This is a genomic window from Xanthomonas albilineans (assembly GCF_009931595.1).
GTDB classification, from domain to species: domain Bacteria; phylum Pseudomonadota; class Gammaproteobacteria; order Xanthomonadales; family Xanthomonadaceae; genus Xanthomonas_A; species Xanthomonas_A albilineans.
Window position 1 is genome coordinate 1,124,021 of the sequence record NZ_CP046570.1, and the last position, 11,937, is coordinate 1,135,957.

Consider the following 11,937-nt stretch of genomic DNA (forward strand, 5'->3'; position numbering starts at 1 on the left):
CATGAGCATCGATTTGTCGATGAGCTGGCTGATCGCGCTTTATGTGTTCATGCTGGCAGCGTTCACCGGCTACGAAGTAATAAGTCGTGTGCCATCCATCCTGCATACGCCGTTGATGTCCGGATCCAATTTCGTTCACGGCATCGTGGTGGTAGGTGCGCTGCATGCATTGTTCAATGCCAGCACCGTAATCGATCAGGTTATCGGCTTCTTTGGCGTGCTGCTTGGTGCCGGCAACGCAGCTGGCGGTTATGTGGTAACCGATCGCATGCTTGCAATGTTCAAGCCTAGCACGCCAGCGCCGGGCGGGAAGGAGTAAACCCATGTGGCAGTTGATTGTCGAAGTCAGTGGGTTTGCGGCATCCCTGTTGTTCATCTTGGGCCTGAAACGGATGTCGTCGCCGGCGACAGCGGGGCACGGCATCGTATTGGCGGGTTTCGGCATGCTAGTCGCGGTGCTGGCCAGTTTCGGTTATCTGGCCGACGTGGACACCGCAGCAGGACCACATCGGCTTGCCAACGTGGGGCTGGCGATGCTGGCGCTGGCTATCGGCATTGGTTGGGCTTGGTACCGCGGCCAGCGGGTGGCGATCACGGCCATGCCTCAGATGGTGGCGCTGTATAACGGCATGGGCGGTGGTGCCGCGGCGGCGGTGGCCGCGATGGAACTGACCGAACCACATAACGGCAGCATTCTGCAATTGACCGTAACTACGTTAGGTGCACTGATTGGCTCGGTGTCGCTGACAGGTTCGATGGTCGCCTGGGCCAAGCTGGATGGACGTATGCGTAGCGCTTGGCGCTTTAAGGGGCAGAGCGTCTTCAATGCATGGGTGTTAATCACGACTCTGATATTCGGCGCCCTGACTTTGACCGACTTCGGCAGTGAGGCCACGACATGGCTTGCTCTGTTCTTTCTCTGTGCGTTGGCTTTCGGCTTCTTGATGACCTTGCCGATCGGTGGTGCGGACATGCCGGTGGTTATCTCGCTGTACAATGCTTTCACCGGCTTGGCGGTGGCGCTGGAGGGTTACGCCCTGCACAATCCGGCGCTGATGATTGCCGGTATGGTGGTCGGTTCAGCCGGCACTCTGCTGACCGTGCTGATGGCGAAGGCAATGAACCGCTCGTTGACCAACGTGCTGTTCAGCCGCTTCGGCGAAACGACTGCCGCGGCACAGGGAGACATCGCCGGCGGGCTCAAGCCCGCCGATCCGTCCGATGCGGCGGTGACCATGCGTTACGCCGGCAGCGTGATCGTAATACCTGGCTATGGCCTCGCTGTAGCCCAGGCACAGGCCAAGCTTTACGAGTTCGTAAAGCTGCTACAGGGCGGTGGAGTGGACGTGAAGTTTGCCATCCATCCGGTGGCCGGGCGTATGCCGGGACATATGAACGTGTTGTTGGCCGAAGCAGGCGTGCCCTATGACCTTATCGACGACATGGAAGATATAAACGACAGTTTCGCCAGCACAGACGTAGCACTGGTGATCGGTGCCAATGACGTAGTGAATCCTGCCGCGCGCACCGACAAGCGTTCGCCTATCTACGGTATGCCCATCCTCAATGCTGACAAGGCGCATCAGGTCTACGTAATCAAGCGTGGCCAGGGCAAGGGCTATGCCGGTGTGGAGAACCTCCTGTTCTATGGCGACAACTGCAACATGGTTTACGGGGATGCGCTGGCTGTGCTGACGGCTATGGTCCAAGCGGTCAAGGAGCTTGCTTCCCGCTGAGCAAGGCCGTAGGCCATCTACTTTCCTACTCAATATTTCCGCCTCTCTCATCATCGATGATGCGAGCGCACCCCAAAGAGGTCAAATATGCCTTACATGACCACCAATCCCTATACTGGCCAAGTCGTCAAAACGTTCCAAAATGCCACCGATGCGAAGATCGAGCAGACTCTGGATCGGGCGCAAGCCATGTTCGATGCATGGAAAGATATCAGCGTTGCCGGGCGGGTAAAAATTCTTCGAAAAGCCGCAAACCTGCTGCGTAAGAGCCATGCCGAATACGCGAAGATCCTCACTCTCGAAATGGGTAAAGTGATCGGTGAGGCTGAGGTTGAGGTGGAATTGTCCGCGCAGATTCTTGAGTACTACGTCGATAATGCTGAAGAATTGCTTGCGCCGGAGAGGCTGTTTAGTAAGCATACTTCCTATGTCGAGTCGTGGGTCGAATACGTGCCGGAAGGCATCCTGTTGGCCGTGGAGCCATGGAACTTCCCGTATTATCAGGTCGTACGTATCGCTGCGCCGCAACTGGCGGCAGGTAATGTGATCATTCTCAAGCACGCCTCCAACGTGCCGCAATGTGCAGCAGCGTTCGAGCGCCTTTTTCGCGAAGCGGGTCTGCCAGAGGGCGGCTTCACCAACCTTTATGCCACCCACGATCAACTCAAGACCATCATCGAGGATCCGCGTGTGCAGGGCATAGCCTTGACGGGTTCGGAGGGTGCTGGCGCGGTAATCGCTTCCCAGGCTGGCCAGGCATTGAAAAAATCAACGATGGAACTGGGAGGCGCCGATGCTTTCGTGGTGCTGGCCGACGCCGATCTGGACAAGACGGTGCAATGGGCGGTCGCCGGCCGTCATTGGAACGCAGGCCAAGTGTGTTGTTCGTCCAAGCGAATCATTGTGATCGACGCGATCTACGACGCTTTCCTGGAAAAGTACAAGATGGGTGTAGCCAAGTTGAAGGCGGGCGATCCGATGGATCCCTCCACTACGTTGGCACCGTTGTCTTCACAAAGCGCTGTGGACGACTTAAAGATGCAGGTTGAAAATGCGGTAGCGCATGGTGCCAAAGCCGAATTCATCGGCGCGGAAGTGCCGTCCACCGGTGCGTTTTTTCGTCCGCTGCTACTTAGCAATGTCAGTAACAACAATCCGGCGCATGCTTGGGAGTTTTTCGGCCCGGTGTCGCAAGTGATCCGAGCCAAGGACGAGGCTGATGCCATTCGTATCGCCAACGACTCTCCTTATGGGCTCGGCGGCTCGGTATTCACTACGGATATCAAGCACGGTATCGAGGTAGCGCGGAAGATATCCACCGGCATGGTCTACATCAACCATCCCACTGGCGTAGCTGCCGATCTGCCTTTTGGCGGTATACGTCGCTCTGGTTATGGGCGTGAGCTAGTGGATTCAGGTATCAAGGAATTCGTGAATCGCAAGTTGATTGCCGTAACCGACATCAACGGCACGTTCTGAACGGTGGCAGCGATGCCAGAGCGAAAAACCTCGCTTCGGCTTTCCAGGGCGACAACTGTGTTTGAGGAAACCGACGGCATATCAGCCTGACTGTTACACCTGGTCTCCAAAACCATCTACATCTTGATACGAGGAATTTACTTATGAGCAAGACCATGAAAGCAGCGGTTGTCCATAAATTCGGTGGCCCACTGGAAATCGAGGAGGTAACGGTACCGCAACCGGGGTTTGGCGAGATACTAGTGAAGATCGAGGCCTGTGGCGTGTGCCACACCGACTTGCATGCGGTGCATGGCGACTGGCCGGTAAAGCCCACATTGCCCTTCATTCCGGGTCATGAGGGAGTAGGCTACATCGTTGCGCTCGGGCCTGGCGTCATCCACTTGAAAGAGGGGGACCGCGTTGGCGTGCCTTGGCTATACTCGGCTTGCGGTCATTGCGAGCATTGTCTGGGCGGCTGGGAGACGCTGTGCGAAACGCAGAAGAACACCGGTTACTCGGTCAACGGCGCTTTTGCCGAATACGCTCTCGCTGCTGCCGACTACGTGGGCCATCTGCCGGATAACGTGGGCTTTGTCGAGATCGCGCCGGTGCTGTGTGCGGGCGTCACTACATACAAGGGGTTGAAGGTCACCGACACCCGGCCTGGCCAGTGGGTAGCTATTTCCGGCATCGGAGGCCTGGGCCACATGGCAGTGCAGTACGCGAAGGCGATGGGACTCAAAGTTGCAGCGGTGGACGTCGACGATGCCAAGCTAGATCTGGCGCGTCGGCTCGGCGCGGAGATCACGGTCAACGCAAAGAACATCGATCCAGCGCTTTTTCTTAAGAAGGAAATCGGCGGTGTGCACGGCGCACTGGTGACTGCCGTTTCGCCTAGTGCATTCAGTCAGGCGATGAACATGGTGCGCCGTGGCGGGACCGTGTCGCTTAATGGCCTACCGCCTGGAAAATTCGACCTGTCGATCTTCGACATGGTGCTCAACGGAGTCACTGTGCGCGGTTCGATCGTCGGCACCCGCCTGGATCTACAGGAGTCGCTGGATATCGCGAAGGATGGCAAAGTGGTGGCCACGGTCTCTAGAGAGAGACTGGACAACATCAACGATGTATTCAAACGTATGCGTGAAGGCAACATCGAGGGCAGGGTAGTACTGGACTTCGCTGCCTAACGAGCTGTCGAGGCGGCTGGTCCGCATTGCTCTCGATAGCCAGGATCCGCGATCTATGCTGCCAGCTATTCAATCCAATGAACTTATTGGACGACCGGAAACGTATTTAGCATGACTGCCAGGTCCAGTATCAGGGAAAGGAACATGGATGTGCTCCAATTATCGGATCGAAACCAGAGTAATTTTTTCCTTTCGAGATACCCGTTCCTTTTTCCCGCTTTCCTAAGTGCCACACATGGCCACGAGCATATCGACTTTGAGAATGGACACGGTTTTACGATTGACCGACAGTATGCCGCCTGCTTCCATCCGGGTGAATAGGCGGCTGATCGTTTCAACGGCTAGGCCGAGATAATTGGCGATGTCGTGGCGCGACATCGTCAATGTCAGGGTCTCGGCATCGCGCGATAGCCGGCCATAGCGTTCTGAGAGGCTGCGCAGAAAAATAGCCAGACGCTCCTGCGCCTGCGGGCGCCCCATCATCACCAGATGATGCTGTTCGGCGACCAACTCCCGGCTGATTGCGCGTATCAGCTGGTGTTGCAGCGATGGAACCTCGGTCATTACTTTCTGTAGCTGCGTATAAGGTAGCTCGCAGATGCTGGTTCGCTCCAAGGCATCGGCGGCACAAAGATGATATTCGTTAGCCATTGCGTCAACGCCGATCAATTCGCCAGGCAAATGAAATCCCAATATCTGCACGTCGCCCTCGTTGCTTTACAGGTAGTCGCCGCGTTCAAGTAGCCGTTTGTCGCGCACAGCCATATCCAGGCGTTCCAGATCGGCCTGGTTGATTCCTGCCGGAAGGCAAATTTTGTTTAACGCGCAATGGCTGCAACTGCGCTTGAGCTGACGCAAATCCATTGGGTCAAAAGGCAGAGTGCGATGTTTCATGGCCCCTTCGGCGGATGTAGATGATGCAATGACTAGTCCATCGTTTTAAGAGAACGAAAAATGGGTAAGGTCCAAAGCACACGGCGAGATATACGTCATGCTTCAGCCGACCTAGCCCAGTAGGGTTGAGGTTAAATCAAGACTGCGGCGAGTTTATTGATGTGGATCATTTAGGGGCAGGGATTTCTGTAGGGAAAACAGCCAAAAAACGCCAAGTCACTGGTAAGTAAGAAAAATGGCGGACTCTCGAAGAAGGGTTTCGGCATGCCGACGATATTGCGTGCCATGAATGCTGTGGATCAGTTGGGTGCTGCGAGTCGGCCAACTTGACGAAGGCGGACTGTTGGGTGCTGGCGATGGGGTTGTCTGGCGCCGCCCGCTATAGGGCATGTCCTGGAGGGGGCTGATAGGATTTGAAAATCGGTGATTTAGTCTTGAGCGAGGATTTTTGAAACGATCCTCGGCTGCTCTTCCAGTAAGCCCCGCTTTGCGGGGCTTTTCATTTTGGGCCAGTGCTTGGATCGCGTGCAGCTGCCTTGTCTGGATCCGCGTGTCAATCACAGTGAAGGTGAAGCCGGCGCATGCACCGACAAGGCCGTGTTCAAGGTGTCTTAAAATGTAGGCGATGGCTGGCTGGTGTGGATGCATACGAACCACTGGTGCAGAAACCAGTGCCAACGTCATGGTCAGTGGCCCCGATAACGCTCAAGACCGGCGCATCAACCGCAGCAACATTGCCATCGGGCAGGTTGGGGCGCAGAGGCTTTTATGCAACTCGGCTCAGTTTGAGCCGTTGCGACCCCTCGTATGCATGTAGCACCGCGCGCGCAAGAATGTCCAGACCCTCGTCCAGCAGGGCGTCTGGTGTGGTCAGCGGAGCCATCACTTTCAGCACTTCGTCGTTCGGGCCAGCGCTTTCGATCACCAGGCCATGTTTGAACGCATGCGTGCGCGCTGAGGCGGCAAGTTGCCCCGTCCCGACGTCCAACCCCATGAACATGCCGCGTCCCTTGACGCGTGCCCCCGGCACCTGTGCGGCGATCCGGGTCAGTGCTTCGGTCACGCGCTGGCCACGCGCTGCCGCTTGTGTGGCGAATGTGTCGTCGGCCCAGAATTTATGCAGTGCGACGCTGGCGGTGAGCATCGCATGGTTGTTGCCGCGGAAGGTGCCGTTGTGTTGGCCGGGAGACCATTTGTCATGCTCGGGCGCGACCAGCAGCAGAGAGAATGGCAGGCCAAAGCCGGACAGGGATTTAGACAGTACGATCAAGTCGGGGACCAAGTCCAGTCCATCGAAACTGAAGAAGCCTCCGCTGCGTCCGCAACCGGCCTGGACATCGTCGACGATGACCAGCGCGCCGTGGCGGCGGGCAGCGGCGAATATCCGGCGTAGCCAGGGCGTGGACGCCACATTGAGCCCGCCTTCGCCTTGCACCAGTTCCAGGATGATCGCCGCGGGCGGATCGATGCCGCCGGAGGGGTCGTCGAGCATGCCCTCCAGCAAGGCGGCGCTATCCACGCTCTCGCCGAGATAGCCGTCGTAGGGCAATCGGGTGACGCCGGTGTGCGGCAGTTCCATGCGATGGTGGCGATTGCCGGTCACCGCCAGCGCTCCCATCGACAGCCCATGATAGGCATTACTGAAGGCAATGACGTTGTGACGACCAGTGATCTTGCGCGCCAGCTTGAGTGCGGCTTCGACTGCATTGGTACCGGTCGGGCCGGTGAACTGTAGGCGGTGGGCAAGTCCGCGCGGTTTGAGGATCCTTTCGACGAAGGCGTCGATGAAATCGTGCTTGGCCTGCGAGTACATATCCAGCGATAGCGCCAAGCCGCCGTTGCGGAGGTGCGCGATCAGTGCTTCGGCCATGTCCGGATCGTTGTGGCCGTAATTGAGCGAGCCGCAGCCGGCCAGAAAGTCGATGTAGCGGTGCCCATGGGTATCGAACATCAGGCTTCCCGCCGCGCGGACGAACAGAGCATCGAACGAACGACAGTAGCTGCGCACGTTGGATTCGTGGCGTTGAAACATCAGGCGAGGATCGTTCATACGGGTCTCGATCGTTTAGCGAAAGTGGCTTGTGCGTGCATACACCTGGTGTTGTGAAAACGTCGTTGCAGATTCTGCCCGGATCGAGTGTCCGGCTCCAGTTGCTGCTACCCCAGTGGTACTCCGTCCGACGTTTTCACTATGCTTACTGTGCCAAGTATCAGTCCATGCATTGACCGATATATGACGGGAAGACGTTTTTTTCGAAAGCCTTTGCGCAACGCCACGTGCCGCGCATGTTCTAACGACTACGTGGATGCCGGTCGCTTGTCGTAGGCGACCTTGCATGCCAACCATCGTGACTTCGATAGGTTTATGTTACGTCAACTTATCGGTTGCGATGTTGTGCGACGCAGCACTGCTGCGTGCATATTGGGTTGCCAGGTCAGCATGCCGGTTGTGCTGGGGCCCACCGGATTGGCGGGGCTGATCTGGCCAATGGCGAGATCCTGGGCGCGCGTGCGGCCGAAGCGTTCGGGGTGCACTTTAGTCTTGTCGATGATAAGCATCTGAATCGCCCCGAGATTCGAGGAGGCCTGTTGGCTTGAGTCAGACCGCTATGATATGATGGTTCTTGGGTTCTGTCTTTGTCTCGGCCAGCGCGTTGTCGTAGCTGTCGCCTGTGCTGTCCACGGAAGGTTCGATGCCCGCCTCGGCCAGGCGTTCGCTGTAGCGCATGGAGACTTACTGGCTGCCGCGGTCATTGTGATGCACGAGCTCGCCTTCGCCCGCCGACCGCTACGATGGGTGCTGGTCCTTGGTGTCAAAGACCATACGCATCGCGCGCTCGATCACCTCGTGGGAATACTTCGGGGACTTCCTCATCTTGGCTCCATTCTCAATCGAAGGAGCCTCCTCGAAATCCGGGGAGATTCACTGAGCCAGTCTGCTTCGCCAATGCCAAGCTGCGATGACAAGTGCGCCTGGATTTCTGTGCATACGCAACTGTCATTGTCGGATCGGTGGCGTACCGCATGTCAGTCGTAGCGCGGCTTGACGAAATCCTGCCAGGAGCAGCAAGACAGGGTCAGTCGGATATGCGGAAACATTTATAATTTATTTTATTTTTATGGAATTTATATTTATATAGTGAAATTTGTGTTTCGGTACAGATTTCTTGTGCGAAACTTGTCATAAGAGAGACGCAATTTTTGTATAGCATCCGCCGCCCAGAACCTGACTTCTGAGGCCGGATGAGATGGCGAAGACATGCCGAGTGCAGCGAGTGCAGATGGAGCCTTTTCGTGGAGTGGTGGAAGCACGACCTGCTTCTAAGTCGCGCCCCTTCGATTCATTTTTTACTTCGCAAGTGCATCCTGGCGAACGCGTGCCGCGCTGGCTTGACTGGATGGCGCGCTCGATCGGCGTGGATCGGCCTGGCGTACGGGCGCGGCGCAAATTTTCTTTTTCGCCTCTGCAACCGGTATTCGACGGGTGTATCAACCAGCTACGCCTGGGAAATGTGCACCTTGCCAAGGTATTGGCGACAGGGCATGAATTCCATTTGACTTTGGCCGACAACGATGAAGAGCGGCCGCGCATCCTGGTGGCCCTGCAGCACAAAGGCGCGAGCCGGATGGTGTGCGATGGCGTCTCGACCGCACTGCGCGCGGGCGAGCTGGCGGTGTTGCAGGTCAATCGGCAGTTTTGTTTCGCCAGTCAAGCCAATGTCGAAAATTACTTTGTTTGGTTTGCGCAGCCGCGGCATGCGATGAAGCTGGTCGATGAGGTTGCCTTGCAGCGTCTGTGCGGACCCGCGCCGATGCAGCGGCTGGCATGTAGTCTGATCGAGCGCCTGTTCAGCGAGCCGGGTTTATGCAATTCCGACAGCGAGCAATTCCTTGCGCAAGCCCTGACCAAGTTGCTGGAACTGACGTTCAAAGAGTCCAGCGACGTGCAGCCACAATTGGAACCCAACCGGCCGTCGCGGGAGATGGTAGTGCAGTTCGTCGAACGCAATTTGCGTGACCCGGAGCTTTCTCCGGAGAGCATCGCGCGTGCGCTGGGCTGGAGCAAACGCACGGTCTATCGGGCGTTCAAGGGCAGTGACGGCGAGAGTCTGAACAGTTATCTGTGGCGACGACGGGTCGAACAGTGCGCGCAGGAGTTGCGCGGGCCTGGTAACCAGAGCATCACCGGCATAGCCTATTCGTTCGGGTTCAGTAGTTCTCCACATTTCAGCCGCTTGTTCAAGCAGCACATGGGCGCCTCGCCGCTGCGGTATCGTCGCGGCGATCATTGAGTCAGCGCGAGTCGCCGATGGCAACCTGATTGCCACGACGCTGGTGCAGTGTCGCCTTGGACGTAAGGCTCGCGCTCGCGGTTTCCGCACGCCCAGGTCATGAAGGTCGTGCGGCAATTGCCTGCCTTGGGCATCGTCGCTTCGTCATCGTCCGCGCCGCTGCACTTGGTGGCTACTCCTGATCGAGGTGGCCAAGCTGTTGCGGACATGCTCGCACTGTCCACAGATGCATCTCCATCCTGCCTCACCCGATCACGATCTTCCGCTGTGCCGGGTGGAGCGGATGTGCCGTGCCGGCAACGCCAAGTGCGCAGTCATGCGATCACCTGCCGGGGGCCGCGACAGGGAGGGCGGAGGCGGTTGTGGCGGTCGGTGTGTCGCGCACGCTGGACATCCACCACTCGGCCAAGGTCTGGCTATGCGGTTTGGCAAGCACGGTCATGTGATTGCCTGGGCCGCGCCAAGGGCGCAGATCGGCGGCATGCGCGGCCCAGGCTTCGCTCAGGCCTTGATACGTGTCGGCCAGCTGCGTCTGTTCGTGTTGGGCGTTGTCGACAAGGACCAGATGCAAGGTCCCTGGATAGGGTTTGGCAGGAGTGTAGGTGGTCCGGCAGCAATGGGCGAACGTGGTCAGGCTGCCACGGATGGCCTCGCTGCGTGAGCGCTGCGGCATCAGGCCGTGTTTGACCATGACCCGATGCACCGATTGAATCAATGCATCCTGGCCTAGACGATGCAGTGCCTGGCGGTCGATGTTCAGTGGCGTCCGTACACGCATCTGCAACGCGTCGAGGAAATAGTCCACGATGATGTCGCGCTTGCAGTCGTGCGGAGCCAGGGCGCGATGCGGGGGGCGGGTGTCGATCAGGGTCAGGCTGGCTGGCGGGCGGCCGAGGGCATGCAGACGCAATGCCATCTCCAACACCACCCAGCCGCCGAACGAATGACCGATCAAATGCAGCGCAGAGGCGCTGTTCGCGATGCCGGGCAAGGCATCGAGATAGTGCTGTGCGGCAAGTTCCACCGAGCCGAACGGCGGGCAACTGCCATCGGTGCCGCGCGGCTGCATGCCGATCACATGGCAGCTCTGTCCCAGCGCGCTGCTCAGATCGACGAAACCGGTCATGCTGTCGCCCGCACCCGGTACACAGACGACCACGTGCGCCGTCGCGCGCCCCAGTTGCAGCGTGAATGCGGGTTCGTATGCCGATGTCGTAACCGTGGATTTGCACGCGCAGAGCGTGGCCGAGATGCATTGACCCAGGCCCGGTAGATGTTCGGCTTCGATCAGCGAGACATGCGTGCCGGGGACGGCCACCGATTGCACCTGGCGTGGCGGTAACAGTCGTGTCCAGCCGAGCGTCGTGTCCTCGGGCAAGGGCTCGGACGCATGGAATACCGTCAGTGGATAGTGCGGGGCAAGCCGCTGTGCCCAATACGTGGGCCACATCCGTTCGAACGTTGCGCGCATCCGGCTGGTGGTGAAGAGCTGCTCCAGGCTGGTCTGCTCGCGAGCGGCCAGCTCGTTCAACAGTCGATCCCCGTGAGCATGCGCGGCCAGTTCCTGCAATGATGCCTGTCCTGCTTTCGCAAGCAGGTCGTCGAACGCCGCTTGGAGGGCAGCGTCGTGGTCCGGTGTGTGCTGCAATAGCAGCTTCATGCGTGCGAGCAGGTGCTGTTTGGACGCGTCCTCCAACGTCATGGGATCCGGCGCGCGGTCAGGGTAGTCGCAATCGATCAGACCCAGGAAGGCCACCGGCGCGTCGTGCATGCCGAAGTGCTGTGCGATGGCATAGGCGAGCAAGCCGCCGGAGGAGTAGCCGAGAAGGTGATACGGTCCGTGCGGCTGCACCGCCTGGATCATGTCGACCATCTGTGCAGCCAGCGTTTCCAGCATGGTCGGTAACGGGTCTGACCAGGGCAGTGCATAGACCGGGATGTCTGCGTCGAGATGATCTGCCAGCGCGAAGGCGTAGGCGATATCTGCGGCGTCGGTCGGCACCACGAATAGCGGCGGACGTGTCCCTTGGGAGCGGACGGCAAGCGCATGGCTGTCCCCTGCGGGGGTGTCGCCGACCAGAGGATCGGCCTGCCGACGTGAAGTGGGATATGCGAGCATGTGATGGAAAAAGTGGTGGGCGATTGGCAATCAGCGTCAACCATAGCGCTGTCGGCGAATATTCGCCAAGTTCGAAGAAGTGGCGCCAGCGCTGCCCCACGCGTAGATGAATTCGTGCGATGTGTCGAAGCGCATTGTGATTACGCTTTTTCTCCGTTGCCGAGCGGGCGCGCTTGACTCAACGTGACACGCACTTGCCTGGCATAGGACGCATGTCAGGCAAGTGCGTGTCCGGGTCTTCGGGA

Annotated in this window: 10 protein-coding genes and 1 pseudogene; 6 read left to right on the forward strand and 5 right to left on the reverse strand. The window is 58.4% G+C overall.

What is annotated here, in order from left to right; all coding sequences use genetic code 11:
• Window position 1 precedes the first annotated feature (1 nt).
• The 4 genes from XaFJ1_RS04935 (at window position 2) to adhP (ending at window position 4,387) form a co-directional block, all read left to right on the forward strand.
• Window positions 2-319 (forward strand): NAD(P) transhydrogenase subunit alpha part 2, encoded by a 318-nt coding sequence (locus XaFJ1_RS04935; RefSeq protein ID WP_012915569.1) that lies wholly within the window; start codon window positions 2-4, stop codon window positions 317-319.
• Window positions 320-323: 4 nt separating this feature from the next.
• Window positions 324-1,736, forward strand: a complete 1,413-nt coding sequence (locus XaFJ1_RS04940) for an NAD(P)(+) transhydrogenase (Re/Si-specific) subunit beta (RefSeq protein WP_012915570.1) — start codon at window positions 324-326, stop codon at window positions 1,734-1,736.
• A gap of 96 nt (window positions 1,737-1,832) precedes the next feature.
• Window positions 1,833-3,215: an NAD-dependent succinate-semialdehyde dehydrogenase gene (locus tag XaFJ1_RS04945; RefSeq protein ID WP_230598221.1), complete on the forward strand. Its 1,383-nt coding sequence runs from the start codon at window positions 1,833-1,835 to the stop codon at window positions 3,213-3,215.
• Between the two features lie 143 nt (window positions 3,216-3,358).
• Window positions 3,359-4,387: an alcohol dehydrogenase AdhP gene (gene adhP / locus XaFJ1_RS04950; RefSeq protein ID WP_045756767.1), complete on the forward strand. Its 1,029-nt coding sequence runs from the start codon at window positions 3,359-3,361 to the stop codon at window positions 4,385-4,387.
• Window positions 4,388-4,609: 222 nt separating this feature from the next.
• Here the strand turns inward: adhP and XaFJ1_RS04955 are convergent, their stop codons facing one another.
• From XaFJ1_RS04955 to ectB, 3 genes are all read right to left on the reverse strand, one after another.
• Window positions 4,610-5,089 carry a helix-turn-helix domain-containing protein gene (locus XaFJ1_RS04955; RefSeq protein ID WP_012915573.1) on the reverse strand — a complete coding sequence of 160 codons (480 nt, stop codon included), beginning with the start codon at window positions 5,087-5,089 and terminating at the stop codon, window positions 4,610-4,612.
• A gap of 15 nt (window positions 5,090-5,104) precedes the next feature.
• Window positions 5,105-5,281 carry a hypothetical protein gene (locus XaFJ1_RS16100; RefSeq protein WP_012915574.1) on the reverse strand — a complete coding sequence of 59 codons (177 nt, stop codon included), beginning with the start codon at window positions 5,279-5,281 and terminating at the stop codon, window positions 5,105-5,107.
• Window positions 5,282-6,047: 766 nt separating this feature from the next.
• Window positions 6,048-7,331, reverse strand: coding sequence for a diaminobutyrate--2-oxoglutarate transaminase (gene ectB, locus XaFJ1_RS04960; RefSeq protein WP_012915575.1), 1,284 nt, complete (start codon window positions 7,329-7,331; stop codon window positions 6,048-6,050).
• Window positions 7,332-7,646: 315 nt separating this feature from the next.
• On the opposite strand from ectB, the gene XaFJ1_RS16475 reads away from it, so the two are divergent.
• Window positions 7,647-7,844, forward strand: a complete 198-nt coding sequence (locus XaFJ1_RS16475; RefSeq protein WP_080929685.1) for an alpha-hydroxy-acid oxidizing protein — start codon at window positions 7,647-7,649, stop codon at window positions 7,842-7,844.
• Between the two features lie 75 nt (window positions 7,845-7,919).
• Here the strand turns inward: XaFJ1_RS16475 and XaFJ1_RS04970 are convergent.
• Window positions 7,920-8,054 (reverse strand): annotated as a pseudogene (locus tag XaFJ1_RS04970) (IS3 family transposase); the annotation flags it as partial.
• Window positions 8,055-8,658: 604 nt separating this feature from the next.
• Here XaFJ1_RS04970 and XaFJ1_RS04975 point away from each other — a divergent pair.
• Complete coding sequence (locus tag XaFJ1_RS04975; protein ID WP_238988318.1) at window positions 8,659-9,573, forward strand: helix-turn-helix domain-containing protein; 915 nt, start codon at window positions 8,659-8,661, stop codon at window positions 9,571-9,573.
• Window positions 9,574-9,895: 322 nt separating this feature from the next.
• On the opposite strand, the gene XaFJ1_RS04980 is transcribed toward XaFJ1_RS04975, so the two are convergent.
• On the reverse strand, window positions 9,896-11,692 hold the full coding sequence (locus tag XaFJ1_RS04980) for a thioesterase domain-containing protein (protein WP_045756769.1): 1,797 nt from the start codon (window positions 11,690-11,692) through the stop codon (window positions 9,896-9,898).
• Between the last annotated feature and the right edge of the window lie 245 nt (window positions 11,693-11,937).

What these genes read in the sequence shown, in the direction of transcription:
- XaFJ1_RS04935 (WP_012915569.1), top strand. Translation starts at nt 2, where the DNA reads ATGAGCATCGATTTGTCGATGAGCTGGCTGATCGCGCTTTATGTGTTC.
- XaFJ1_RS04940 (WP_012915570.1), top strand. Translation starts at nt 324, where the DNA reads ATGTGGCAGTTGATTGTCGAAGTCAGTGGGTTTGCGGCATCCCTGTTG.
- XaFJ1_RS04945 (WP_230598221.1), top strand. Translation starts at nt 1,833, where the DNA reads ATGACCACCAATCCCTATACTGGCCAAGTCGTCAAAACGTTCCAAAAT.
- adhP (WP_045756767.1), top strand. Translation starts at nt 3,359, where the DNA reads ATGAGCAAGACCATGAAAGCAGCGGTTGTCCATAAATTCGGTGGCCCA.
- XaFJ1_RS16100 (WP_012915574.1), bottom strand. Translation starts at nt 5,281, where the DNA reads ATGAAACATCGCACTCTGCCTTTTGACCCAATGGATTTGCGTCAGCTC.
- ectB (WP_012915575.1), bottom strand. Translation starts at nt 7,331, where the DNA reads ATGAACGATCCTCGCCTGATGTTTCAACGCCACGAATCCAACGTGCGC.
- XaFJ1_RS16475 (WP_080929685.1), top strand. Translation starts at nt 7,647, where the DNA reads ATGTTACGTCAACTTATCGGTTGCGATGTTGTGCGACGCAGCACTGCT.
- XaFJ1_RS04980 (WP_045756769.1), bottom strand. Translation starts at nt 11,692, where the DNA reads ATGCTCGCATATCCCACTTCACGTCGGCAGGCCGATCCTCTGGTCGGC.